This is a genomic window from Kitasatospora sp. NPDC101801 (assembly GCF_044766665.1).
GTDB lineage: Bacteria > Actinomycetota > Actinomycetes > Streptomycetales > Streptomycetaceae > Kitasatospora.
In genome coordinates this window covers 848,221-873,668 of record NZ_JBIWML010000001.1, presented here as the reverse complement: position 1 = coordinate 873,668, position 25,448 = coordinate 848,221, and the positions used below count along the sequence as shown (strand labels likewise).

20 protein-coding genes are annotated in these 25,448 nt (G+C 74.0%); 15 read left to right on the top strand and 5 right to left on the bottom strand.

Features of this window, described 5'->3' with window-relative positions:
* The first annotated feature begins 22 nt into the window (after positions 1-22).
* On the top strand, positions 23-886 hold the full coding sequence (locus ACIRPK_RS03845) for a universal stress protein (RefSeq protein ID WP_403032458.1): 864 nt from the start codon (positions 23-25) through the stop codon (positions 884-886).
* An 18-nt stretch (positions 887-904) separates the two neighbouring features.
* Here ACIRPK_RS03845 and ACIRPK_RS03840 read toward each other — a convergent pair whose 3' ends face one another.
* Complete coding sequence (locus ACIRPK_RS03840; protein ID WP_403032455.1) at positions 905-1,522, bottom strand: TetR family transcriptional regulator; 618 nt, start codon at positions 1,520-1,522, stop codon at positions 905-907.
* A 105-nt stretch (positions 1,523-1,627) separates the two neighbouring features.
* On the opposite strand from ACIRPK_RS03840, the gene ACIRPK_RS03835 reads away from it, so the two are divergent.
* The 9 genes from ACIRPK_RS03835 (at position 1,628) to ACIRPK_RS03795 (ending at position 12,503) form a co-directional block, all read left to right on the top strand.
* Positions 1,628-2,431, top strand: coding sequence for an SDR family NAD(P)-dependent oxidoreductase (locus tag ACIRPK_RS03835; protein WP_403032757.1), 804 nt, complete (start codon positions 1,628-1,630; stop codon positions 2,429-2,431).
* 92 nt (positions 2,432-2,523) lie between these two features.
* A complete protein-coding gene (locus tag ACIRPK_RS03830; RefSeq protein WP_403032452.1) occupies positions 2,524-3,147 on the top strand; it encodes a Pr6Pr family membrane protein in 624 nt (207 codons plus the stop codon).
* Positions 3,148-3,205: 58 nt separating this feature from the next.
* On the top strand, positions 3,206-4,693 hold the full coding sequence (gene nhaC, locus ACIRPK_RS03825; RefSeq protein ID WP_403032449.1) for a Na+/H+ antiporter NhaC: 1,488 nt from the start codon (positions 3,206-3,208) through the stop codon (positions 4,691-4,693).
* 14 nt (positions 4,694-4,707) lie between these two features.
* On the top strand, positions 4,708-6,177 hold the full coding sequence (locus ACIRPK_RS03820) for a basic amino acid/polyamine antiporter (protein WP_403032446.1): 1,470 nt from the start codon (positions 4,708-4,710) through the stop codon (positions 6,175-6,177).
* Positions 6,178-6,215: 38 nt separating this feature from the next.
* Entirely contained in the window at positions 6,216-7,478 is a 1,263-nt protein-coding gene (locus ACIRPK_RS03815) for an arginine deiminase (RefSeq protein WP_403032444.1), read from the top strand.
* Between the two features lie 25 nt (positions 7,479-7,503).
* Positions 7,504-9,129: an alpha/beta hydrolase gene (locus ACIRPK_RS03810; protein WP_403032441.1), complete on the top strand. Its 1,626-nt coding sequence runs from the start codon at positions 7,504-7,506 to the stop codon at positions 9,127-9,129.
* Between the two features lie 118 nt (positions 9,130-9,247).
* The gene (locus ACIRPK_RS03805; RefSeq protein WP_403032439.1) at positions 9,248-9,856 is read left to right on the top strand and encodes a hypothetical protein; all 609 of its coding nucleotides are present in this window, start codon (positions 9,248-9,250) and stop codon (positions 9,854-9,856) included.
* A gap of 211 nt (positions 9,857-10,067) precedes the next feature.
* Positions 10,068-11,192, top strand: a complete 1,125-nt coding sequence (locus ACIRPK_RS03800; protein ID WP_403032437.1) for a chemotaxis protein — start codon at positions 10,068-10,070, stop codon at positions 11,190-11,192.
* A 132-nt stretch (positions 11,193-11,324) separates the two neighbouring features.
* Complete coding sequence (locus ACIRPK_RS03795; protein WP_403032434.1) at positions 11,325-12,503, top strand: alpha/beta hydrolase; 1,179 nt, start codon at positions 11,325-11,327, stop codon at positions 12,501-12,503.
* Positions 12,504-12,560: 57 nt separating this feature from the next.
* On the opposite strand, the gene ACIRPK_RS03790 is transcribed toward ACIRPK_RS03795, so the two are convergent.
* Genes ACIRPK_RS03790 through ACIRPK_RS03775 form a run of 4 tightly spaced genes read right to left on the bottom strand, consistent with a single transcriptional unit; the run spans position 12,561 to position 17,769 of the window.
* The gene (locus tag ACIRPK_RS03790; RefSeq protein WP_403032431.1) at positions 12,561-14,669 is read right to left on the bottom strand and encodes a right-handed parallel beta-helix repeat-containing protein; all 2,109 of its coding nucleotides are present in this window, start codon (positions 14,667-14,669) and stop codon (positions 12,561-12,563) included.
* A gap of 48 nt (positions 14,670-14,717) precedes the next feature.
* Positions 14,718-15,470 (bottom strand): SDR family NAD(P)-dependent oxidoreductase, encoded by a 753-nt coding sequence (locus ACIRPK_RS03785; protein ID WP_403032429.1) that lies wholly within the window; start codon positions 15,468-15,470, stop codon positions 14,718-14,720.
* Entirely contained in the window at positions 15,467-16,570 is a 1,104-nt protein-coding gene (locus tag ACIRPK_RS03780; RefSeq protein ID WP_403032426.1) for an enolase C-terminal domain-like protein, read from the bottom strand. The genes ACIRPK_RS03785 and ACIRPK_RS03780 overlap by 4 nt, the downstream gene beginning before the upstream one ends.
* Positions 16,567-17,769, bottom strand: coding sequence for an ROK family protein (locus ACIRPK_RS03775; RefSeq protein WP_403032423.1), 1,203 nt, complete (start codon positions 17,767-17,769; stop codon positions 16,567-16,569). Before ACIRPK_RS03775 ends, ACIRPK_RS03780 begins: the two co-directional genes overlap by 4 nt.
* 416 nt (positions 17,770-18,185) lie before the next feature.
* On the opposite strand from ACIRPK_RS03775, the gene ACIRPK_RS03770 reads away from it, so the two are divergent.
* The 5 genes from ACIRPK_RS03770 to ACIRPK_RS03750 are packed head-to-tail and all read left to right on the top strand — an operon-like array spanning position 18,186 to position 25,430.
* Positions 18,186-19,745 carry an ABC transporter substrate-binding protein gene (locus tag ACIRPK_RS03770; RefSeq protein ID WP_403032421.1) on the top strand — a complete coding sequence of 520 codons (1,560 nt, stop codon included), beginning with the start codon at positions 18,186-18,188 and terminating at the stop codon, positions 19,743-19,745.
* A 3-nt stretch (positions 19,746-19,748) separates the two neighbouring features.
* On the top strand, positions 19,749-20,693 hold the full coding sequence (locus ACIRPK_RS03765; protein WP_403032418.1) for an ABC transporter permease: 945 nt from the start codon (positions 19,749-19,751) through the stop codon (positions 20,691-20,693).
* Between the two features lie 5 nt (positions 20,694-20,698).
* Positions 20,699-21,538 carry an ABC transporter permease gene (locus ACIRPK_RS03760; protein ID WP_403032416.1) on the top strand — a complete coding sequence of 280 codons (840 nt, stop codon included), beginning with the start codon at positions 20,699-20,701 and terminating at the stop codon, positions 21,536-21,538.
* On the top strand, positions 21,535-23,112 hold the full coding sequence (locus tag ACIRPK_RS03755; protein WP_403032413.1) for a dipeptide ABC transporter ATP-binding protein: 1,578 nt from the start codon (positions 21,535-21,537) through the stop codon (positions 23,110-23,112). Before ACIRPK_RS03760 ends, ACIRPK_RS03755 begins: the two co-directional genes overlap by 4 nt.
* A complete protein-coding gene (locus ACIRPK_RS03750; protein ID WP_403032411.1) occupies positions 23,109-25,430 on the top strand; it encodes an arylsulfatase in 2,322 nt (773 codons plus the stop codon). Before ACIRPK_RS03755 ends, ACIRPK_RS03750 begins: the two co-directional genes overlap by 4 nt.
* The last annotated feature ends 18 nt before the right edge of the window (positions 25,431-25,448 follow it).

The window sequence follows — 25,448 nt, the reverse complement described above, 5'->3', positions numbered from 1 at the left end:
CATCGACGCTTCGGAGGCGGTCATGGACATCCGATCCCCCGCAGGTGTGGTGGTCGGGGTGGACGGTTCCCCCCATGCCACGGTGGCGGCCGACTGGGCCGCCCAGGAGGCCGAACGGCGCGGCTGCGGGCTGCACCTGGTGTACGCCGTCAACACCGGGACGGTCACCCTCTCGCCACGCTCCGGCGCCGCGGTGACGGACCTGATCCTGAAGAACGCGCAGGCCGTGCTGGACGAGGCGATCGACCTGGTCGGTGCCGCCCACCCGACCCTGCGCCCGACCGGTGACGTGGTGCCCAGGGACGCCGCCGCCGCGGTGCTGGCCGCCGCCGAGCACGCCGAGCTGGCGGTGGTCGGCACCCGTGGCCACGGCGGCTTCGCCGCGCTGCTGCTCGGTTCGGTCAGCCTGCGGGTCTGCGCGCACGCGAGCTGCCCGGTGGTGGTGGTCCGGGTCCCGCCGGAGCGGGGCGACTGCGTGCTGGTGGCGATCCGGGAGGAGCGGGACGCCGAGGCGCTGCGGTTCGGGGCCGGGCAGGCCCTGCGGGCCGGGCTGCCGCTGCGGGCGCTGCACACCTGGTCGCCGGTGGTCGCGGACGTCACCCGCGGCGCGCCGCTGCTGGACGAGTCGGGGGAGGAGGCCAGGCTGCACGAGCAGCTGCTGAGCCGCACCGTCGACCCGGTCCGGCAGGAGTTCCCCGAGCTGGCGATCGAGGCCGAGGACCACAGTGGCCCGACCGCCGCCACCCTGGTCGAGGCCTCCAAGGGGGCGGCCCTGCTGGTGGTGGCACGGCACCGGCCCGCGCCGCACCTCGGCCTGCGGCTGGGCACCGCCGTGCACGCGGTGCTGCACCACGCGCACTGTCCGGTGGCGGTGATCCCGCTCTGAGCCCGTCCTGACGTCCGGTCAGGCCCAGAGCCGCAGACCGGCCGTCAGCTCCCGGATGCAGCGGGCGCCCAGCTCGGCGATCCGCTCCGGCGGGTCCGCGGTCTCCGCCCAGGTCTCCAGCGCCACCCGCATCGCGGTGTTGGCGGCCGCCGCCGCCAGCCGCAGTTCCAGCGGGTCGGCGCCGTGCCCGGCCAGGGTGCCGAGCACGGGGGCGAGGGCGAGCTCGGACTCGTGGTGCACCCGGTGCCAGACCGCGAGCAGGTCCGGCTCGGTGGGGGTGATCCGGAGCAGGCCGCGGACCCACTCGAAGGTGGCGGCCGGGTACGCGGCGGAGGGGCTGAGGGCGATCCGGGCGGAGTGCTCCAGTGCCTCCGGGACGGAGAGCTCGGGCGGGCTGAGCGCCAGCTCGGTGACCCAGTGCCTGACCCCGCCGGAGAGCAGCGGCGCGACCGCGTCCTCCTTGGTGCGGAAGTACCGGTAGAAGGTGCGCAGCGAGACCCCGGCCGCGCGGGCGATCGCCTCCGCGGTGCAGCCGGCCGCGCCGTGCTCGGCGAACAGCCGGGCGGCGGCCAGCGCGATCTCCTGCTGGGTGGTGGCCTTGCGGCGCTCGGTGAGGGAGGGGCGTTGGTCTGACACGGGACGAGTCTAGGGCCGAACGGGCACGGAGTGCGTTTGTGGCACAACGTGCCATCTAGGCGTAACGTGAAGGCGAATCACCGGATCATCCAGCAGGAGAGCACCATGAACCGCTTCGAGGGCCGCCGCGTACTGATCACCGGCGCGGGCTCCGGCATCGGCCAGGCCACCGTCCGCCGCGTCCTGGCCGAGGGCGGCCGGGTCGTCGGCGCCGACGTGGCCGAGACCGGCCTGGCCGCCACCCGCGAGCTGGCCGCCGCCGACGGCACCGCCGACCGGCTCACCACGCTCGTCGTCGACATCGGCGACGAGGGCTCGGTGGTGGCCGGGGTGGCCGCCGCGATCGACACCCTGGGCGGCCTGGACGCCCTGGTGAACGCGGCCGGCATCCTGCGTTCGGAGCACACCGACCGTACCGGCCTGGAGCTGTGGAACACCGTCCTGCGGGTCAACCTGACCGGCACCTTCCTGATGACCCGTGAGGCGCTGCCCGAGCTGCTCGCCACCGGGCGCGGCGTGGTGGTCAACTTCAGCTCCACCTCGGCGAGTTTCGCCCACCCGTACATGGCGGCGTACGCGGCCAGCAAGGGCGGCGTGCAGTCCTTCACCCACACCCTGGCGGCCGAGTACGCCAAGCAGGGCCTGCGCGCGGTCTCGGTCGCGCCCGGCTCGATCAGCAGCGGGATGACCGACGCCTCCGGCACCAGCGGCCAGAACCGCGGCCCCGGCATCCCGGCCGACGCCGACATGTCGCTGTTCGCCAAGCTCAGCCCGGCGCTGCAGTCGGGCAACGGGTACGGCTTCGCCGGGCCCGAGGCGGTGGCGGCCGTGGTCGCGATGCTGGCCTCGGACGACGGCGCGTTCGTCACCGGCACCGAGCTCCGGATCGACGGCGGCACCCACGCCTGACCCGACACGCCGGGCCGGGGTCCAGCCGGGCCGGGCCACCCCTTCGCCGTCATGATGACCGCAACGGTCGGACGAGGTGAAGGCGGTGGCCCGTGCGGGACCGGGTGCTGAACGTGCTGAGGCTCTGCTTCGGCCTGCTGGCGGCCGTCGCGCTCGGGGTGCAGGCGCACCGGAGCGCCACGCTGGACCTGTCGATGGTGAGCTTCTTCAGCTACTTCACCAACCTGAGCAACATGGCCGGGGTGCTGGTGCTGCTGGCGGGCGGCGCGCTCGGGCTGCTCGGCCGGGGCCGGGTGCCGGAGCTGCTGCGCGGCGCGGTGGTGCTCTATCTGACCGTCACCGGCCTGGTCTACCTGGTCGCGCTCTCCGGCTACGACCTCGGGCCGCTGCTGCCCTGGGTGAACACCGTGGTGCACCGGCTGATGCCGCTGGTGCTGCTGGCCGACTGGCTGGCCGACCCGCCGGGCCGCCCGATCGGCCGTCAGCGGGCGCTGTGCTGGCTGCTGTTCCCGCTGCTCTACCTGCCGTACTCGCTGATCCGGGGCGCGGTCACCGACTGGTACCCGTACCCCTTCCTGGATCCCCGGCACCCCGGCGGCTACAGCCGGGTCGCGGTGGCCTGCACGCTGGTCACGCTGGCCTTCGTCGGGGTGGGCGAGCTGATCCGGTGGGCGGGCAACCGGCTGGGCGAGGGTCGGGAGCCACGCCCGAGTTGACGCTCCGTCGGCCCGGCTGAATCGGACATATCGGGCAAATGGTTGATACGCTCCCGGCGTGGCCGACGAACAGGACGACGGGCAGCCGAACTCCGTGCGCGAGCCGTCCGTGGCCGACGCCGTCCTCCCGATGGCCGTCCTGGTGCTGCTGGTCGGCGGCGCCCTCGCGCTGTTCGGGCTGGACGCGCTGGACGGGCCGATCCAGGTCGCGCTGATCCTCTGCGCGATGGTCGCGGCGCTGGTGGCGCTGAAGAACGGTCACCGCTGGGAGGAGATCCAGCGGGCCGGTCAGGGCGCGCTCTCCTCGATCACCAGCGCGATGTTCATCCTGCTGGCGGTGGGCGCGCTGATCGGCGTCTGGAACCTCTCCGGCACCATCCCCACCCTGGTCTACTACGGCATCCAGATCCTCTCGCCGAGCTGGTACTACGCGGCGACCGCGCTGATCTGCGGCCTGATCGCGCTCAGCATCGGCAGCTCCTGGACCACGGCCGGCACCATCGGGGTCGGCCTGGTCGGGGTGGCCGGGATGCTCGGCGTCTCCACCGCCGGCACGGCCGGTGCGGTGATCTGCGGCGCCTACCTCGGCGACAAGCTCTCGCCGCTCTCCGAGACCACCGTGCTCACGGCCCAGCTGGTCGGGGTCGACCTGCACCGGCACATCAGGCGTCAGGCCTGGACCTCGGTCCCGGCGTTCGCGCTGGCCTTCGTGGTGCTGCTGGTGCTCGGCCTGGTGCAGGGGCCGCAGGTGCACAACCCGGTCGGCGAGGCCACCGAGCTGAGCGCGCTGAACGGGATCTACCGGATCACCCCGCTGAACCTGCTCCCGCTGGTGCTGCTGGCGGTGCTCTCGGTCCGCAAGGTCCCGGCCTCGCTGGCGCTGGCCTGCTCCACGCTGTTCGCCGGTCTGCTCGGGGCGCTCCTGCAGCCCTCGGTGGTGGCCGACTTCGTGGCGGGCGGCGGGAACCCGGTGGTCGAGTCGGTCAAGGCGGTCTGGTCGGCGATGGCGAACGGCTTCGCCATCGACACCGGCATCGGCGAGATCGACCGGCTGCTCTCCCGGGGCGGCATGGACGGCATGCTGGGCACCCTCTGGCTGATCATCGGCGCGGTCACCTTCGGCGCGCTGCTGGAGGAGTTCGGCCTGATCAACCGGCTGGTGGACCCGCTGATCCGCTCGGCCGGCAGCACCGGACGGCTCTTCTGCACCGTCTTCGCCTGCGCCTTCGGCCTGAACGTGGTCGCGGGCGACCAGTACATCGCGCTGGTGCTGCCCTCCCGGGTGTTCCGGCTGGAGTTCGAACGACGCGGCCTGGCCCCGACCAACCTGTCCCGGCTGGCGGCGGACAGCGGCACCGTCACCTCGCCGCTGGTGCCGTGGAACTCCTGCGGCGCCTTCATGGGCGCGGTGCTCGGCGTGCCCACCCTGTCCTACCTGCCGTACTGCGTCTTCAACTACGCCAGCCCGGCCCTGAGCGTGCTGTACGGCATCACCGGCTTCAAGGTCGAGCGGACCGGGGCCGTCCCGGATCCCGAGCAGCGGTAGAGAGCGAGGCAGCGATGAGCAGTGCCGAAGTCGGTGGCGCCCCGGAGGCGGCCGCGGGGAGCGGGTCCTCGACGACCGCGAAGCTGACGCTGCTGACCCTGACCATGATGGTGGTCGGGTCGATGGTCGGCGCCGGGGTCTTCTCGCTGCCACGCCGCTTCGCCCAGGAGACCGGTGTCGCGGGGGCGTTGATCGCCTGGGGGATCGCCGGGACGGGCATGCTGATGCTCGCCTTCGTCTTCCAGACGCTGGCGGTCCGCAAGCCCGACCTGGACGCCGGCGTCTACGCCTATGCCAAGGCCGGGTTCGGCGAGTACCCGGGCTTCTTCGCCGCCTTCGGCTACTGGGCCAGCGCCTGCGTCGGCAACGTGACGTACTGGGTGCTGATCATGTCGACGGTCGGCGCGATCGCACCGGCGCTCGGCGACGGCGACACGGTGCTCGCGGTGGTGCTCTCCTCGTTCGGCCTGTGGGGCTTCTTCTTCCTGATCCGACGGGGCGTCAGGGAGGCGGCGGCGATCAACCGGATCGTCACCATCGCCAAGATCGTGCCGATCCTGGTCTTCGTCCTGCTCGCGCTGTTCTGCTTCAAGCCCTCGGTGTTCGCCGACAACTTCGCCGGCGCCGACTACGCGGGCTCACTGTTCCAGCAGGTCAAGGGCACCATGCTGGCCACCGTCTTCGTCTTCCTGGGCGTCGAGGGGGCGAGCGTCTACTCCCGCCACGCCAAGCGGCGGGAGGACGTCGGCCGGGCCACCGTGCTCGGCTTCCTGAGCGTCTTCGCGGTCTTCGCCTCGGTCACCATCGTCTCCTACGGCATCCTGCCGATGGGCGAGATCGCCGGGTTGCGGCAGCCCTCGATGGCCGGGGTGCTGGAGGAGGCGGTCGGCACCTGGGGCAAGGTCTTCGTCAGCATCGGGCTGATCGTGTCGGTGCTCGGCGCCTACCTGGCCTGGTCGCTGATGGCGGCCGAGGTGCTCTTCGTGGCCGCCAAGGACAAGGACATGCCGCGCTTCCTGGGCAGGGTCAGTTCCGCCGACGTCCCGGTGCCCGCGATGGTGATGACCACGGTGCTGTCCCAGGTCGTGCTGGTGGTCACGTACTTCTCCGACGACGCGTTCAACTTCGCGCTCGACCTGACCAGTGCGCTCACCCTGATCCCGTTCCTGCTCGCGGCGGGCTACGCGGTGAAGATCGCCGTCGCCCGCGACCCGCTGACCGGCCGTCGGCAGGGGAGCACCGGCGAGCTGCTGGTGGCCGCGCTGGCCACGCTCTACACCGCGTTCCTGCTCTACGCGGCGGGCCTGAAGTTCGTGCTGGTCTCCTTCATCGTCTACGCCCCGGCCACCGTGCTGTTCGTGATGGCCCGGCGGGAGCAGGGGCGGAAGCGCTTCTCGCCCGCCGAGCTCGTCATCCTCGCCGTCTCGATCGCCGGTGCGGTCGTCGGCGTGATCGCCCTGGCCGTCGGCTGGATCAGCCTCTGACGCTCCGTCGCTCCCGGCCCACCGAAGAAAGGCATCCCATGACCACCGACGACACCGCGGCCAGGCCCGCCAACGGAGTCCACTCCGAGGTCGGCCGACTGCGCAAGGTACTGGTCTGCGCACCGGGCCTCGCGCACCGCAGGCTCACCCCGTCCAACGCCGACGACCTGCTCTTCGACGACGTGATGTGGGTGGAGAACGCCCAGCGCGACCACGCCGACTTCGTCAACAAGCTGACCCAGCGCGGCGTCGAGGTGGTCGAGCTGCACGAGCTGCTGGCCGAGACGATGGCCCGGCCCGGTGCCCGGGACTGGCTGCTCGACCGCAAGATCATCGCGAACGAGGTCGGCATCGGCCTGCTCGACGGCACCCGGGGCTTCCTGGAGACGCTGGCCCCCCGCGAGCTGGCCGGGTTCCTGATCGGCGGCCTGGCCACCTCCGACCTGCCGGAGGACTTCCGCTCCGGCTACCTGGCGCTGGCCCGGGAGTCCACCGGCGTCCGGGAGTACCTGATGCCGCCGCTGCCCAACACCCTCTACACCCGTGACACCACCTGCTGGCTGTACGGCGGTGTCACGCTGAACCCGCTGTACTGGCCGGCCCGGCACGACGAGACGCTGCTGATGAAGGCCGTCTACGAGTTCCACCCCGACTACGCGGGCTCCAAGGTCTGGTGGGGCGACCCCGAGGTGGACTGGCGGCAGGCCACCTTCGAGGGCGGCGACATCATGCCGGTCGGCAACGGCGTGGTGCTGATGGGGATGAGCGAACGGACCTCCCGGCAGGCCATCACCCAGGTCGCGGCCGAGCTGTTCCGGCACGGCGCGGCCGAGCGGGTGGTGGTGGCGGGCATGCCCAAGCTGCGCTCCGCGATGCACCTGGACACCGTCTTCACCTTCGCCGACCGGGACGTCGTCACCCTCTACCCGGCCATCATGGACGCGGTGCACACCTTCTCGCTGCGCCCCTCCGACCGGGCTCCCGGGGTGGAGATCGTCGACGAGGCGCCCCGGAGCTTCGTCGAGGTGGTCGCAGAGGCGCTCGGCCTGCCGGAGCTGCGGGTGATCGAGACCGGCGGCGACGTGTACGCCTCGGAGCGCCAGCAGTGGGACAGCGGCAACAACGCCGTCGCGCTGGAGCCGGGCGTGGTCTTCACCTACGACCGGAACACCCAGACCAACACCCTGCTGCGGAAGGCCGGGGTGGAGGTCATCACCATCGTCGGTGCCGAACTCGGCCGTGGGCGCGGCGGCGGCCACTGCATGACCTGCCCGATCATCCGTGACGCCGTCGACTTCTGACGCCGGGTCGGCCCCGGTGCCGCGGGTGGTGCGCCGGCTGCCGTCCTGGGGAGCGCTGGCCGGCGCGGTGGTCTGCTACTGCCTGTCCTTCACGCCCTCGCTGATCCCCCGGGCCTGGTGGCTGCAGGCCGCCGCCGGGGCGATCACCGCCGCGTTCGGGTACGGCATCGGTGCCTTCCTGCAGTGGCTGCTGCGGCGCTGCGGGGTCACGGTCCCGGCGGGGGTGCGCCGTGGGGCCTGGCTCGCGTCGGCGGCGGCCGGCACGGTGGCGGTGGTGTTCGTGACCGCCTGGAGCGTGCGCTGGCAGGGCGACCTGCGGCGCGCGGTCGGGATGGACCCGCGGATCAGCTGGTGGCAGTGGGTGCTGGTACTGCCGGTGGCGCTGCTGCTGGCCGGGCTGCTGGTGCTGATCGCCCGGCTGGTCCGGCTGGGCACCCGGCTGATCGCCCGTCAGCTCGGCCGGGTGATCCCGCCCTGGGCGGCGGCCACCGGCGCGGTGCTGGTGGCCGCGGTGCTGGTGGTCGGGCTGGTGCAGGGCTTCCTGCTGCGCGGGCTGCTGAACGTCGCGGAGCGCGCCGCCGGGCTGACCGACCGGTCCACCTCGCCCGGCATCGTCCGGCCCGAGCTGGCCACCCTGTCCGGCAGCCCGGCCTCCCTGGAGGACTGGGACAGCCTGGGGGCCAAGGGCCGGGACTTCATCGGCCAGGCCACCACCGCCGGGCAGATCACCGAGTTCTCCGGGCGGCCCGCCAAGGACCCGGTCCGGGTCTACGTGGGCCTGCGCTCCGCCGACACCCTGGAGCGGCGCGCCGCGCTGGCCGTCGCCGAGCTCGACCGTACCGGCGGCTTCGCCCGCCAGGTGCTGGTGGTGGTCAGCACCACCGGCAGCGGCTGGGTGAACGAGCAGATCGCCACCCCGCCGGAGTACCTGTACGGCGGCGACAGCGCCCTGGTGGCGATGCAGTACTCCTACCTGCCGAGCTGGATCTCGTTCCTGACGGAGGACCAGGCCTCGGACGCCGGGGCCGCGCTGATCGACGCCGTGTACGCCCACTGGTCCGCGCTGCCCGCCGACCACCGGCCCAAGCTGCTGGTGGCGGGGGAGAGCCTGGGCTCGTACGCCACCGAGCGGGCCTACCCGGACGGGGTGGCCGGGCTGGCGGCCCGCACCGACGGTGCGCTGCTGGTCGGGCCGACCCCGGACAACCCGATCCGACGCGACGTCACCGACGGCCGGGACCGGGGCAGCCCGGTCTGGCGGCCGCAGTACCGGGACGGCCGGACGGTGCGGTTCGCCCAGACGCCGGCCGACCTCGGCCTGCCCGACGGGCCGTGGGACCCGCCGCGCGTGGTCTACCTGCAGAACGGCAGCGACCCGGTCACCTGGTGGGAGCCCTCGCTGATCTGGCGCCGCCCGCCGTGGCTGGACCGGCCCCGGGCCGCCGACGTGTCACCGACCATGCGCTGGTACCCGTTGGTCACCTTCTGGCAGGTCAGCTGCGACCTGGCGGCGGCCAACGACGTCCCGGCCGGGCACGGCCACCGGTTCGGCACGCTCCCGGTGTACGCCTGGGCGGCGATCGCGCCGCCACCGGGCTGGACGGCGGCCGACAGCGCCCGGCTGGACGCCCGGCTGCGGGCCGGATCGTGAGCCAACTCCGTTGACCGCCAACCGGGTTGGCCGTCACCCGGATGGCGCACCTCTGGTCGCCGCAGCGGCCGGGCCTGCGAAGCATGAAGGGCGGAGCACCACCGACCAGGAGGCAGTCGTGACCGGAGCAGCAGGCGGGTACGGAACGGACCGGCGGCGCGGGATCGCCGCCCTGGCGGCGGTGGGCGCGGCGGCCGCCCTGCTGGCGGCCTGCGGCAGCAGCGGCTCGTCCGGCGCCACGCCGTCGGCCGGCAGCAGTCTGTCGGTGGCGCCGAACCCGTCCTCCTTCTCCGGCTCGCCGCCGTCCGCGTTCGCCTCCGCCGCGGCCTCGATCTCGGCGGCGGCGTCCTCCGCCTCGGCCGCCGCTGCCTCCTTCGAGGCCTCGGTGTCGGCCTACGCGGCGCAGCACCAGGAGCGGGCGGTTGCCGCGCTCAAGGGGGTCGAGGGCAGCGGCAACGCGGTCTCCGACGTGACGCTGACCGGGGTGCCGCTGGCCAGTTCCGGCGGCATCCAGGCGGCCGTGGTGAACATCGTCAACCGGACGTCCGCGGCCGCCTCGTACGCCGTCCAGGTGGACTGGCGGGACGCCTCGGGCCAGGTCGCGGTGAGCACGGTGGTCGGCGCGGAGAACGTCGCCGCCGGCCAGCCGGCCAGCCCGGTCTCGTTCAGCCGCCGGCCCGCCGCCGACCAGCTGACGCCGGTGGTGGTCAAGGCGCAGCGGTACTGAGCCGCCGGGTGCCCGGGGCGGCGTCCAGCTGCTCCGGCGGCCGGGCCGACCCGCCCGGGCTGTCGACAGGTGACCGAAACACCCCCTTTTGTCCACGGCGGGCGCGGGTTCTCGTGCGACGGTGTGCACACGTGCCACTGCCTGACGGCGCCCCGGTCCGGCCCGCCCGGATCCGTGCCGCAGCGCTCGGAGGATCGAGGAGAAGAGGACGATGGAAGCCGACGACCTGACACCCGAGGCCCTGCGTGAACTCCGGGCGCCCCGGCCCTATCCGGCGGTCTCGCTCACGCTGCCGACCCACCGCAGGGAGCCGGACAACGCCCAGGACCCGGTCCGGCTGCGCAACGTGCTGGCCGAGGCCGAGCGCCGGATCGACGGCGACCCGGACATCGCCCGGCAGGCCAGGATCGACCTGAAGGCCCGGCTGGCCAAGGCCGCGGCGGAGGTGGACCTGCGGCACACCGAGGAGGGCTTGGTGCTGTTCGCCACCACCGCCGAGCACCGGGTCTGGACGCTGCCCCGCGAGGTGCCGGAGCGGGTCGTGCTCAGCGACACCTTCCTCACCCGCAACCTGGTCGCCGCCAAGGCCCAGTTCCAGCCGTACTGGGTGCTGGCGGTCGCGGCCGACCGCGCCACGCTCTGGAGCGGGGTGGGCGAGTCGCTGACCGAGCACCGGGCGGACGGCTTCCCGGCCGAGCCCGAGGCACTGGAGTGGGACGTCCAGCACGAGGAGCGGGTCGGCGACCGGCCCAGCACCTTCCAGGACGAGGAGACCCGGCGCTTCCTGCGCACGGTCGACACCGCCCTCGGCGACCTGGTCGCCACCGACGCCCGTCCGCTGTTCCTGGTCGGCCTGCCGCAGGCGGTCGGCCTGCTGGAGGAGGTCGGCTCGGCCACCAAGGGGGCGGTCGGCCGGGTGCTCAGCGGCGGGCTGGTGAACGGCCCCGACCGGGTGCTCCGCGAGGAGCTGCGCCCGGCCCGGGCGGCGTACGCCGGGCAGGAGGCCGAGCGGGTGGCCGGGCTGCTGGACGAGGCGCGCGGCCGGAAGACCTTCGCGGCCGGCCTGGACGAGGTCTGGGAGGCGGTCCGGGAGGGCCGGGTCAGCCTGGTCGCGGTCGAGGAGCACTACCAGCAGACCGTCCGGCTGACCGAGGGTCACCTCGCGGCGGTGGGGGCCGAAGCGGTGGCCGAGCCGGGCAGTTGGGACCGGGGGGTGCGCGAGGACATCGTCGACGAACTGGTCGAAGCCGCGCTGGACCAGGGCGCCGAGGTGGTCTTCCTGGCCGACGAGGTGCTGGCCGACCACGACCGGATCGCGGCGGTGCTGCGCTACTGATCACCCGTCCGGCCCCGGTCACCGCTCGGCGTGGCCGGGGCCGTGGCGTGCGCCGGGTGGGCATACTGGGGCACCGGCCCCGGAGCGCCCGCCGGACCGACGAACCCTCGGAACCCACGGGAGTCACCGGACATGGGGCTGACAAGCCACAAGGTGCTGGTCCTGGCGGCGGTCACGGCCCTGCTGCTGACGGCCGGCACGGTCTGGGCCTGGCCCCGGTTCGCCCGGCCGACCTGGCGGGCGGTGCTGGGCCGGATCGGTGCACTGCTCGCCACCCAGCTCGCGGTGCTCTGTGCGCTCGGCCTGCTGGCCAACAACTACTTCTCGTTCTACAGCAGTTGGGACGACCTGCTGGGGACGGGCGAGCGCGGCGAGGTGAGCGTGACCGGGCAGCAGGGCGAACCGGGAGCCGGGCCGAGCCCGAACCCGAGCCCCAGCGGGGCGGCGGTCGCCGAGCCGCCGGCCCAGCCGGTGCAGCGGCTCGGCCGGGCCGAGGTGGACAGCGGCGGCCGGGGCCGGGAGCCGAGCCGGGTCGGCGAGATCCAGGAGATCCGGATCCCCGGACCGGCCAGCGGGCTGAGCACCGACGGTTACGTCTACCTGCCGCCGGAGTACTTCCAGGCCCAGCACGCCGAGCGACGGTTCCCCGCCGTGATCGTGCTGACCGGCTTCCCGGGCGACGCCAAGAACCTGATCACCCGGCTCAACTACCCCGGTGCGGCCCTGGGGTTGATGGCCGGCGGCCGGATGCAGCCGACCGTCCTGGTGCTGATGCGGCCGTCCCCGGCGCTGCCCGCCGACAGCGAGTGCGAGGACGTCCCGGGCGGGGTGCGGTCGGAGACGTACTTCGCCCGGGACGTCCCCCGGGTGCTCGCCGCCTCCTACCGGATCTCCACCGGGCCGAGGGCCTGGGGGATGATGGGCAACTCGACCGGCGGGTACTGCGCGCTCAAGCTGACCATGCGGCACCCCGAGGTGTTCCCGGCCGGGGTGTCCGTCTCGGGCTACTACAAGGCCGCCGAGGACGTCTCCACCGGCGACCTGTTCAAGGGCAGCCAGCAGCGCCGGGACGAGGCCGACCTGATGTGGCGGCTGAGGTCGCTGCCCGGGCCGCCGGTCGCGGTGATGCTGGCGGGCAGCCGGGAGGGGGACGGTGACTACCAGCGGGAGACCGACGCGTTCGTGGCGGCCGTCCGCCCGCCGATGACCGTCGCCACCGCCTCGGTGCCGACCGGCGGTCACAACTTCGAGACCTGGAGCAGGCTGCTGCCGCCCGCGCTGGAGTTCCTGTCCCGGCACCTGGCGCCCTGACGGGGCGTCGGGCGCCCGGTGCCTCCCGCGCGGGGGCGGCGCGGGAGGCGGTACGGGTCAGCCGAGCGGCTGGACCAGCGGGTCGTCCACGGCGAACGTGGCGGTGGCACCGGGTTGGACCCGGAACCGGAGCTGGCTCGGCGCGCCCGCCCCGGCGGTCAGCCGGGCGGTGGCCAGCCGCACGTCGTCCACCAGGACGTCGTAGGTCCCGGCGGCCGGGTGCAGCAGCAGGGCCACCCGTAGCCAACTCCCCGGCGGGTAGCCGAACGGGGCGTCGGCCCAGCCGCCGTTGTCGGTGAAGGCCGCGCTGCCGTTCGCTGCCAGACTGAACTGGGCCGCTGGAGCGCCGGTGGAGTCCAGCAGGTGGATGCCGAGCGGTGCGGTGCTCTGCCCGGCCCGGACCCGCAGGTCCACCCGGGTCTCGCCGCCGGCGGCGGCGAAGGAGCGGGTGGCGTTGACCTCGGCCGAGCTCTGCCGGGTCAGCAGCAGCGCCGAACCGTAGGTGCCGGCCGGGTCGGCGCCGACCACGGCTCCGGCGGCCGGTCCGGTGACGGTCCAACCGGCGGGGGCCGTACCGGTGGTGGCGGTGTTGAAGGTGTCCGCCAGGCTCGGGGCGGTGACCGCGGGGCCCTGGTACGCCCCGATGTTGCCGGGGCCACCGGCCGGGACGGGGTTGCCGAAGAAGTCCGGGCCGCCGTCGCCGGGCACCGCCGTGCCGGTGCCGAGTGCGGAGGACCCGGCCGCGAGGCGGTAGCCCCAGGGGTCGGCCAGCTCCCGACCGGTGAGCAGCGGGGCGCCGGTGACGGTGCCGGTCGCGCCGGCCGGGGTCGGCACGGCGTAGAACACGTTGTGGTCGATCTTGAAGGCCGGGTCGCTGAGCGTCCAGCCGACGGTACCCGAACTGCCGTGCTTGGCCACGATGTTGTCGGTGAACCGGACGTCCAGCGTCGCGGTGGTGCCCTCGGTGACGATCTGCTGGCTGATCCCGTCGGCCAGGTAGACGGTGTTGTGGTGGATCTGGCCGTTCTTCAGCGCGCCGGGGCAGATCTGGAAGCCGCGGGCCCGGTCGTTGACCGAGACGTTGTACCGGATGGTGAAGTTGCTGGTCGGGGTGTTGTACGGGCAGAGCAGGAAGAAGCCGCCCTCGTTGTCGTGCGAGTAGTTGTACTGGAACAGCACGCCGTCGGTGGAGTGGTCCACGTCGTAGGCCATGCCGTCGCTGGTGGTGCGGCCGCCGGAGGTGTCGTTGTACTGGAACGTGACGTCGACCGAATTGGCCGTCCACATCCCGGCGTTGGGCGACCCGGAGCGGACGTTGAAGCCCTGGAGCAGGTTCCGCTCGACCAGGGTGTGCTGTCCGGTCATCGGGGCGATGCCGTCGCCGCCGATGTCCCACAGCCGGTTGCCCCGGATCACCAGGTCGGTGGAGGGGGCCCAGGCCGCCGAGCAGAGGCTGTTCCAGAACGCGGCCAGCCGGGTGTTGCGGCACCAGTTGGACCAGGTGTAGATGCCCTGCCGGTCGACGGCGTGGATCCGGTTGTCCAGCACCCGCAGCCCGGCGAAGGCGGTCGGGGTGGTGGAGCCCTGGGCCTCGATCACGATGCCGCCGGAGGCGTCGGCGTACTTGCCGGTGCCCGCACCGGCCCCGGTGACGGCGGGCAGCTTGCCGCGTACGTCGTGGATGTCCAGCCCCTGGAGCAGGATGCCGGGCAGGGTGCCCGCGTCGGTGGCCCGGACGTACACGCCGCGCCGGGAGGTGGTGTTGTCGCCCGGCGCGCTCAGGTCGAGGTTGCGCAGCTCGACGTACGCCTGCTCGGCGAGCAGTACGGCCTGGGCGGCGCCGTTGGCGTTCACCGCCGGGAGCGCCCCGGTGCCGTACGCGTCGATGGTGATCGGCGCGGTCGCGGTGCCCGAGCCGACCGGGGCCAGGGTGCCCAGGCAGGTGGTGCCGCGCTTCAGGCGGATCGCACTGCCGGGCTCCAGCGCAAGGGAGTTGACGGCGGTGAGGGTGTTGTACGGCGCGGCCTGGCTGCCGGTCCCGTTGGCCGGGGCCGAGCAGTCGAGATAGGCGGTGACGGGTGCCGCGGCCACCGGCGTGGCCAGGGCGAGCGGGATCGCGGCGGCGAGTGCGAGCGTCAGCAGCCGCACGGAGCGGGGCAGGGACATTCGCCCTCCTGGGTACCGGACACGGGTGTTCTCCTTCGGTGGGGACCCTCAGCGCAGCAGCGCTTCGGGGAGCATGGCGGTCATGCCGCCGTCCACGGCCAGGCAGGCGCCGTTGACGAACGACGCCTCGTCACCGGCCAGGAAGGCCACGGCGCGGGCGACTTCGGCGGCGGTGCCGAACCGGCCGAGCGGGGCGGCCCGCAGCATCGCCGCGCTCAGCTCCGGGTCGGTCCAGACCTGCCGGTTGCGTTCGACCGGGACGAAGCCGGGGGCCACCGCGTTGCACCGGACCCCGCGCCGCCCCCACTCGACCGCCGCCGCCCGGGTCAGCGCGAGCAGGCCCGCCTTGGCGGCGGCGTACGCGGCGAAGCCGGGGACCGCGCCGAGGGCGTGCGGGGAGGCGAGATGCACGATCGAGGCGGGGGTGCCGGCCGGCAGGGCGCGGACGAAGGCGGTGTCGAAGCGGCGGGCGGCGGTGAGCACGGTGCCGAGCATGGACTCCCAGGCGTCGTCGGCCAGTTCGTCCAGCGGGGCGGGGGTGCCCGCGAAGGCGCCCTGGACCAGGACGGTGGCCGGGCCGCCGAGGGCGTCGGCGACGGCCAGCGCGGCCCCGACGGTGGCCGGGTCGGCCACGTCGCCGCGGACCGGGGTGATCCCGGCCGCCGCCGCCACCGGCGCCAGGTCGACCGCGACCACCCGGGCGCCCCGGGCCGCGAGTTCGGCGGCGACGGCGGCGCCGATGCCCTGGGCGGCGCCGGTGACGATCGCCACCCGGTCGGCGAGCGGGCGTGGCTGGTTCATCGGCTGCTCCGGTGCAGGTCCCGGCGGGTGGCGGGAGTCGGCGAGGTGACGGTCCAGTGGGCGGGGTCGAGGTCCAGGCCGAGCCCCGGGCCGTCGGGGGGCGTGATCCAGGGGCCGTCCGGGCTCTCGGCGGGGCTGACCGAGTGGCGGCGCCAGGCGGCCTCGCCGAAGGCGAACTCGGTCTCCACCGAAGGGCCCAGGGCGGCGGCCAGGTGCAGTCCTGCGGCGGTCGCCACCGGCCCGGAGGGGCTGTGCAGCGACACCCCGGCACCCGCCGCGAGCGCCTCCTCGGCGAGCCGGCGGGCGGCGGTCGGGCCGCCGGCGTGCTTGACGTCCGGGAGCAGCCAGGCCAGCCGGCCGCTCCGCAGCGCGGGCCCGACCTGCTCGGGTGCGGTGGCGAACTCCCCGCCCGCGAGCGGGGCGATGCCCGCCGCGTGCACGGCCGCCAGCCCGGCCGGGTCGTCCGGCGGTACGGCGTCCTCCAGCCAGCGCAGCCCGAGTCCGGCCAGCTCACCGGCGGCGGACAGCACCTGATCCAGCGTCAGCAGGCCGTGCACGTCCACCATCAGCTCCGCCCCGGGTGCCGCCCGCCGGACCGCCCGGGCCCGGTCCAGGCCGCCGCGCAGTCGCTCGCCCGGCGCCAGGCCGTCGAACGGCGCGCACTTCAGCGCGGTGTACCCGGCGGCCAGGGCGGCCGCCGCGACCTCGCCGAACTCCTCGGGCGTCCGGTGCCGGAGCGCCCGGTTGAGGTTGGCGTACCGCCGCACCGGCCGGGGAGCCCGGCCGCCGAGCCACCGCCAGAGCGGCTGCCCGGCCCGCCGGGCGGCCAGGTCGCTGGCGGCCTGCTCCAGACCACCCCGGACGGTGAGCACGGTGAACCGGTCGGGGCCGGTCGCCAGCTGGTCCAACTCGGCCAGCACAGCGGCGACGTCCGCCCCGTCGGCGAGCCGGGCCGCCAGGCCGGGCCAGAGCCGGGCGGCCCCGTCCCCGGCGTCGGAGTACTCGCCGAGACCGACGGCCCCGTCCCGGTCCCGCAGGCGCAGCACGTCCCACCTGGTCCGCCCGGAGACCCGGGCGGTGGCCAGCTCGACGGCGATCACGGGGTGGCACCGCGATCGGCGTGGGCGAGCGGGTCCGAGAACCAGGCGTCCAGGAAGACGGCGGCGGCGGACAGCACCAGGGCGTGCTCGCCCAGCCCGGACGGGACCAGCCGGTCGGCGGCGGCCGGGCCGAGGGCGCTGTGCCGCACCAACTCGGCCCGCACGTCGGGCAGGTACTCGGGGGTGAGCAGCGGCCCGCCCGCCAGCACCACCAGGTCGGGATTGACCAGATCCAGCAGCGCGGCCGCCGCCCGGCCGATCCAGCGGGCCCGGGTGCGGAGCAGCCGCCCCGCCTCCGCCCCGCCGTCCTGGGCCCGGCGGACCAGTTCCTCGTACGGGTCGGTGGGGCCCACCAAGCCCTCGGCCACGGCGAGTCGGAGCACCGAGCCGTCGGCCATCGCGGCCTGCAGGCAGTCCCGGTGGCCGTTGTCGCAGGGCGCCCCGCGCAGCCCGGGCAGCCGCAGGTGGGCGACGGTGCCGGCGGCGGAGCGCGGGCCGTGGTGGATCTGCCGGTCCACCGTGAAGGCGGCGCCGACCACGTTGCCGACGAACAGCTCCAGCAGGCTGCCGGCCCGCTGCCCGGCCCCGTACCAGCCCTCGGCCAGCGCGAGCGCGCGGACCAGGCCGTCCAGCCGGACGGGCTGGTCCAGCCGGGCGGCCAGCCGGGCGCCCAGCGGTACGTCCCGCCAGCCGAGCGGGCCGTGCTCGGCCACCGTGCCCGCCTCGGTGTCCACCCAGCCGCCGGTGCTGACCCCGACGCCGAGCAACCGGCGGGTGGGCTGTCCGGCCGTCAAGGTGCCCAGCGCGGCGGCGAGTTCGGCCACCACCCGGTCGGGATCGGTCGAGCCGCGCGGGACCACCAGCCGGTCCAGCACCGCGCCGCGCAGGTCGACCAGCCCGAGCGTGGTGCGCAACAGGCCGATGTGCACGCCGGCCACCGCGGTGGCGGCCAGCGGCAGGTCGAGCGGCACCCGGGGGCGGCCGGTGTCGGCCGGTCCGGGGACGGCGGGCAGTTCGACCAGCTGGCCGGCCCGGGCGAGCCGGGCGGTCAGCCGGGAGACGGTGCCGGCCGAGATCCCGGTGAGCTCGGCGATCCGCAGACGGGGGAGCGGGCCGTGCGCGAGGACGGTCCTGAGCACGGCCGCGGCGTTGCGGTGGGCGGCCTCGGCGGGCACCGCGCGGCTGGACGAGGGCGTCATCGGGTGGCGCTCCGATCGGATGGGGCGGGCCCGGCGTCGGCAGCCGGCCCAGTTAATTTCACGGTGAAAGTTAGTGGCTGGACGAGGTCGGGGCAAGCCCCGGGCGGCGCATCGCCATCGGCCGCAACGTGCCGCAACACTCCGGCAACGCCCGCTCCCAGCAGGCGAGATGGTGTTTGACAGACCGGCTCCCGGTCACCACGATGTGCCGAGGACCTACCCGCAGTCGATGATCCGAAGGAGGGGCGATGCCCGCCGTGTGCCGTGCCGTGTCCCTCTCCTGTCGCTGCCGCCGCTCCGCCTGACGCTCCGTCGTCCCCTCCCTGACGTCGTGCCGGTCTCCCGCGCGGCCGCCGTCTCCCCTGGTTACTTTCGCTCCGAAACAAACCGAGCGCCTCCCCCTCGAAGGAAGCACCATGACCTCGCTCTCCCGCCGCTCCCTCCTGCGCGGCTCCGTCGCCGCGGCCGGCCTGATCGGCCTGGCGGCCTGCCGCTCGGCGGCCGGGAGCAGTGCCGGTGCCGCCGCCTCGGCGAGCCCGCGCCGGGGCGGCACGCTCAGCCTGGCCACCACCATCGACTTCACCCCGAGCCTGCTGTTCGCGCAGAGTGCCAACACCCTGGTGCAGCGGCTCGTCTTCAACACCCTGACCAGGTACGACGACAAGCTCCAGCCGCAGCCGGAGCTGGCCACCTCCTGGCAGCTGGCCGCCGACGGCCGCAGCGTCACCTTCAAGCTCCGCGACGACGTGCTGTTCCACGACGGCCGGAAGTTCACCGCGGACGACGTGATCTTCGCCGTGAAGAACCTCCAGAACCCGGTCCGCTCGGCCCAGTTGAGGTCGACCGCGGCCACCGTCACGGAGTTCAGGAAGAACGGCGACCACGAGCTGACGCTGGTGCTGGCGCACCCGGTCAGCAACCTGTTCGACCTCTTCGAGTTCATGATCATCACCGACTCGGCCAGCGTCGAGGACGCCGTCGCGGGCAAGCAGCTGATCGGCACCGGGCCGTTCCGCTGGGGCAAGCGCACCCCGGGCTCCTCGATCACCTTCACCCGGAACGAGAAGTACTGGAACCCCGGGCGCCCCTACCTGGACGGCGTGGAGATCCGGGTCATCCCGCAGGCCGACTCGCTGGTCTCCTCGCTGAAGACCGGTCAGAGCCACCTCTCCTACCACGTGCCCGGCAAGGACCTGGCCGGGCTGAAGGACGGTGGGCAGTTCCAGCTCCGCCCGTACGACACCGGCTCCGGCGCGTACTACATCGGCGTCAACGTCGGCGCCGAGCACGTCCAGGACAAGCGGGTCCGGCAGGCGATCTCCTGGGCCGTCGACCGGGAGCGGCTGGTGCAGCAGGCGCTCGGCGGCTACGGCCTGCCCTCGGCCGCGCCGTGGCCGAAGTCCTCGCCCGCGTACACCGACGCCAACGCCACCCACTACCGCCACGACCCGGACCGGGCCCGGGCGTTGCTCAAGGAGGCGGGCGTCACCGGGATCACCCTGCCGTTCGCGCACTCGAACACCCCGAACGACACCGCGATCGCGCAGATCCTCCAGCACGACCTGAAGCAGGTCGGGATCGAGACGGTGCTCCAGCCGACCGACTCGCCGACCATGCAGAAGCAGCTGATCTCGCAGACCATGCCCGCGCTCTGGACGCTCAGCCACGGCTTCGCCCAGCTGCACCCGGCCACCCTGGCGGTCAGCGCCTACCCCTTCAACGAGGCGAAGAACAGCTCGCACTTCTCCTCGGCCGCCTACACCGACATCGTCCAGCGCGCCTGGCAGCGCCCGGACAGCGACAGCCCCGAGGCCAAGGCGCTCTACCAGCAGGTCACCGACACCCTGCTGGACGAGGAGTTCGTGATCGACCTCGCGATCGGCGGCCAGATCGAGGTGGCCGGGGCCAAGGTGCACGGTGCGACCCTCAACAAGTTCAACTACCTCAACCTCGACGACGCCTACCTCGCGGCCTGACGGATGCGTACCTTCCTCCGCAGGCGGCTGCCCTCCGGGCTGCTGGTGCTGCTGGCCGCCTCCTTCCTGATCTTCCTGATCCTCCGACTGATACCGGGCGACCCGGCCACCAGCCTGGCCGGCCCGGACGCCGGGCCCGAGACGGTCGAGGCGATCCGCGCCCGGCTCGGGCTGGACCAGCCGCTGCCGGCCCAGTACCTGCGCTGGCTCGGCGACCTGGTGACCGGTCAGCTCGGCCCGAGCTACGCGATCGGCGGCGAGGTGTCCGACCTGATCGGCGACGGCCTCGGCGCCACCGTCGAACTCACCGTCGCCGCCCTCCTGCTGGTGATCCTGCTCGGCCTGCCGCTCGGCGTGCTCGGCGCCACCGTCCGGCGCGGCCCGGTGGCCGCCGCCGTCCGCGCCTTCACCACCTCGGTGCTGGCGATCCCGCCGTTCGTCACCGGCGTGGTGCTGGTGCTGGTCTTCGCGGTGACGCTCGGCGTGCTCCCGGCCGGCGGCCACGAGCCCTTCCTCGACCAGCCCGACCTGGCGGTGCAGTACCTGCTGCTGCCCGCCCTCTGCCTGGCGCTGCCCAGCGCCGCGATCGTGGCCCGCTACCTCAAGGACGGTCTGGAACGCGCGCTGGCCGAGGACTACGTCCGCACCGCCACCGCGCTCGGCGTCTCCCGGCGCCGGATCGTCTGGCGGCACGCGCTGCCCAACGCGCTGCCGCCCGCCGTCACCGTGCTCGGCCTCCAGGTCGGCCAACTCCTCGGCGGCGCCGTGCTGGTGGAGGCGATCTTCGCCTGGCCCGGCCTCGGCCAGCTGGCCGAACAGGGCGTGCTGCGCCGGGACTACCCGGTGGTGCAGGACCTGCTCCTGCTGCTCGTCGCCGTCTACGTCGCGGTCCAGCTGGTCACCGACCTGGTGTACACCTGGCTGGACCCCCGGATCAGGTGGGAGTGACCCCGATGACCACCCTCTCCGTCGGCCTGCGCCGACGCCGTCTCCTCCCGGTCGGGCTGCACACCGTGCGCGGCACCGCCGGGGTGCTCCTGGTGGGCGCGGTGGTGCTGGCCGGGCTGCTCGCCCCGCTGCTCACCGACGCCGACCCGCTGGCCCAGAGCGGGCTGGCGCTGGCCGGGCCCGGCGGCGCCCACCCGCTCGGCACCGACGACCTCGGCCGGGACCTGTTCAGCCGGGTCCTGTACGGCATCCGCACCGATCTGCTGATCAGTGCGACGGCCGTGCCGGTGGGCGCGCTGCTCGGCTGCGCGCTGGCCCTGCTGGCCGCCACCTCGCGCGGGGCCGACGTGGCCGTGCAGCGGATCTTCGACCTGCTGCTGGCCTTCCCCGGCCTGATCCTGGCGCTGGCCGTCACGGCGGTGCTCGGCCCCGGCCGCTGGCCGGTGGTGATCGTCATCGCGCTGGCCGAGATCCCCGGCTTCGGACGGCAGTTGCGGGCCGGCATCCTGGTCCAGCGCGAGCGCGAGTACGCCCTGGCGGCCCGGGTCGGCGGCGCCTCCCGGGCCCGGGTGCTGCTGCGCCACGTGCTGCCCAACGCCGTCGACCCGCTGATCGTGCAGGGCGCGATCGCCTTCTCGCTGGCGGTCTTCATCGAGGGCGCGATGAGCTTCCTCGGGGTCGGCGTCCGCCCGCCGGAGCCCTCGCTCGGCGGCATCCTCAGCCAGTCGATGGCCTACCTCTCCAGCCACCCGGGCTTCGCCGCCGCCCCGCTGGTGGTGGTGACCGCCCTGGTGCTCGGCCTGACGCTGATCGCCGAGGCGCTGAACGAAGGGATCCGCCGATGAACGCGGTGCTCCGAGTCCGGGATCTGCGGGTCGAGTTCGACGGGACCGAGGCGGTGTCCGGGGTCGGCTTCGAGCTGGCCGCCGGGGAGACGCTGGGGATCGTCGGCGAGTCCGGCTCCGGCAAGTCCACCACCGCGCTCGCCCTGCTGCGGATGCTGCCGGCCGGCGGCCGGATCTCCGGCGGCTCGGTCGAGCTGGACGGCCGGGACCTGGCCGCACTGCCGGAGCCGGCCCTGCGCGAGGTGCGCGGCCGGCGGATCGCGATGATCTTCCAGGACCCGATGTCCTCGCTCAACCCGGTGCTCACCGTCGGGCGCCAGCTGGACGAGGCGCTGCGCGCCCACGGCTCGGCGACCAAGGCCGAACGGGCAGCCAAGGCCGCCGAGTTGCTCGACCTGGTGGGCATCCCCGACGCCGCCGGGCGGCTGCGCGACCATCCGCACCAGTTCTCCGGCGGCCAGCGTCAGCGCATCATGATCGCGCTGGCGCTGGCCGGGGACCCGGAGGTGCTGGTCGCCGACGAACCCACCACCGCGCTCGACCCGACCGTCCAGCAGCAGATCCTCCGGCTGCTGGAGCGGATCAACCGCGAGCGCGGCACCGCCCTGGTGCTGATCAGCCACGACCTGGGCGTGATCGCCCAAGCCTGCCGCCGGGTGCTGGTGATGCACCAGGGCAAGGTGGTCGAGCACGGGCGCACCGAGGACGTCCTCGACCGGCCCGAAGCGCCTTACACCAAGCGGCTGTTGGCCGCCGTACCGAGGCTCTCCGCGCCCTCGGCCGCCGCCGCCAACTCCACCCCGGGGCCGGAGCCGCTGCTCACCGTCACCGGCCTGGCCAAGACCTACGGCCCGCGCCGCCGCCCGGTCACCGCGCTGGCCGGCGTCGACCTGGTGCTGCACCCGGGGGAGACCCTCGGGCTGGTCGGCGAGTCGGGATCCGGCAAGTCCACGCTGGCCCGGGCGCTGGTCCAGGCGCACGCCCCCTCGGCGGGCGAGATCCGCTACCGGGGCGAGCCCGTGACCGGGTCCAAGGCCGCCCGACGGGAGATCCAGCTGGTCTTCCAGGACCCGTACTCCTCGCTTAACCCGCGCATGACGGTGGGACAGATCCTGGCCGAACCGCTGATCGCGCACCGTCTCGGCGACGCCGCCGAGCGGGCCGAGCGGGTGGGCGCACTGCTCGCCCAGGTCGGCCTGGAGCCGGAGGCCGCCGCCCGGCACCCGCGCGCCTTCTCCGGCGGGCAGCGCCAACGGATCGGCATCGCCCGGGCCCTGGCGCCCGAGCCGAGCGTGCTGATCTGCGACGAACCGGTCTCGGCACTCGACGTCTCGGTCCAGGCCCAGGTGCTCGACCTACTCTCCGGCCTGCAGCGGGAGCTCGGGCTGGCCGTCCTGTTCATCGCCCACGACCTGGCCGTGGTGCGCCAGGTCAGCCACCGGATCGCCGTCATGCACCGGGGCCGGATCGTCGAGACCGGCTCCGCCGACCAGGTGGTCACCGACCCGCAGGACCCCTACACGGCCGAACTGCTGGCCGCCGTACCGCAACTGACCCACCGGAGCCCCGTATGACCAGCACCCGCCGCGACCCCTACGCCGGTTTCCCCGGCACCGTCGGCCGGACCTTCGCCGACTCGGCCGCCGCCTGGCCCGCCCGTCGGCGGGCCAGGACCGGCGCGCCCAACGTCGTGGTGGTGCTGATCGACGACATGGGCTACAGCGACATCGGCCCGTTCGGCTCGGAGATCCCCACCCCGACCCTGGACCGGCTGGCCGACAACGGCGTCCGGCTGGCCAACTACCACACCATGCCGCTCTGCTCGCCCGCCCGGGCCGCGCTGCTCACCGGGCTCAACCCGCACCGGGTGGGCTACTCCTTCGTCGCCAACGCCGACCCGGGCTTCCCCGGCTACGGCATGGAGGTGGCCGGGGACATCCCGACGCTGGCCGAGCTGCTGCACGACAGCGGCTACGCCACCTACGCCGTCGGCAAGTGGCACCTGACCCGGGACTCCGCCTCGAACGCCGCCGACAACCGGGCCAACTGGCCGCTGCAGAAGGGCTTCGACCAGTACTACGGCGTGCTGGAGGGGCTGACCAGCCTGTTCCACCCGCACCAACTGGTCCGGGACAACAGCCCGTTGGACATCGACGAGCTGCCCGACGACTACTACTACACCGACGACATCACCGACCAGGCGATCGCCATGGTCAAGTCGCTCCGCGCGCACGACGCGGAGAAGCCGTTCTTCCTCTACCTGGCCCACAACGCCGTGCACGGCCCGCTCCAGGCCAAGCCCGCGGACCTGGCCCGGCACCGGGGCCGCTACGACCGGGGCTGGGACGAGCTGCGCGCCGAGCGCTTCGCCCGCCAGCTTGCCGCCGGGCACTTCCCGGCCGGCACCCGGCTGCCCGAGCGGAACGGCGAGGCCGGGTACGACGTCCGCCCCTGGGACGAACTGACCGAGGTGGAGCGGAAGTTGTACGCCCGCTACATGGAGGTCTACGCGGCGATGGTCGACAACGTCGACCAGAACCTCGGGCGGCTCACCGACACCCTGGAGGCGCTCGGCGAGCTCGACAACACCATCATCCTGTTCACCTCCGACAACGGCGGCACCGGTGAGGGTGGCGCGGAGGGCACCCGCAGCTACTTCAGCCGGTTCGTCCACCACCCCGGACTCCCGGCCGACTGGAATCCGGACGTCGAGCGCGAGATCGAGCTGATCGGCGGTCCGCAGAGCCTGGTGCACTACCCGCGCGGCTGGGGCATGGCCTCCAACACCCCGTTCCGGCTCTACAAGGGCCAGACCCACGCGGGCGGCGTCCGGGTCCCGTTCGTGCTCTCCTGGCCGGCCGGACTGCCGCGCGCCGAGGGCGACCCCGGGGTGCGCGAGCAGTACCAGTACGTCACCGACATCCTGCCCACCCTGCTCGAACTGGCGGGCCTGGAACGGCCAGTGGAGCGCGCCCGGCAGCCGGTCCAGGAGCTGGACGGGATCAGCTTCGCCCCGGTGCTGCGCGCGCCGGATGCCGAGTCCACGCACGCCGAGCAGTACTGCGAGATGACCGGCAACCGCAGCTACTACCGCAACGGCTGGAAGCTGGTCACCCTGCACCGCCCCGGCGCCCCGTACGACGACGGGGAGTGGGCGCTGTACGACCTGCGCACCGACCCGACCGAGATCGACGACGTCTCGGCCGAATTCCCGGAGGTGGTCAAGGAGTTGGCCGATGCCTGGGAGGACGCGGCCTGGCGGAACGGGGTCTTCCCGCTGGCCGACCGGTCCGGCGCGCTGGCGCTGCGGCACCCCGAGGACGCCCGGTTGCGCGAGCCGCTCACCCTGCTCGCCGGGACGCCGGAGCTGGAGCGCTACCGCTCGTCCCGGCTGATCTCGTTCCGCTCCTTCGACGTCCTGGTGGACCTCGCCCGGCACGGTGCGGCCGACCAGGGCGTGCTGGTCTCGCACGGTGACCAGGGCGGCGGTTACAGCCTCTACGTCGAGGACGGCCGGCTCCGGTTCGCCTACAACCAGTACGGCGAGCTGTTCGAGGCGGACGGCGGCCCGCTGGCGCCCGGCGCCCGGGAGGTCGGCCTGCGGGCCACCGCGGTGGCCGACCTGAAGTGGGAGTTCGAGCTGCTGGTCGACGGCGTGTCCACCGGGCGGCTCGGCCCGGTGCACCAACTCATCGGCATGGCACCGTTCCAGGGCATCAGCGTCGGGGTGGACCGCAAGTCCCCGGTCTCCTGGCCGGTCCACCGGCGGCACCGCAGCTTCCGGTACACCGGTGACCTGCGCGCGGTGACCTACCTGCCGGGCGAGCCCGCCCCGTACGACCCGGAGACGGTGGCGACGGCGCTGCGGGAGGCGGCGGCCGCGTTCGAGTGAGCGGACCGGCGGGGCGGA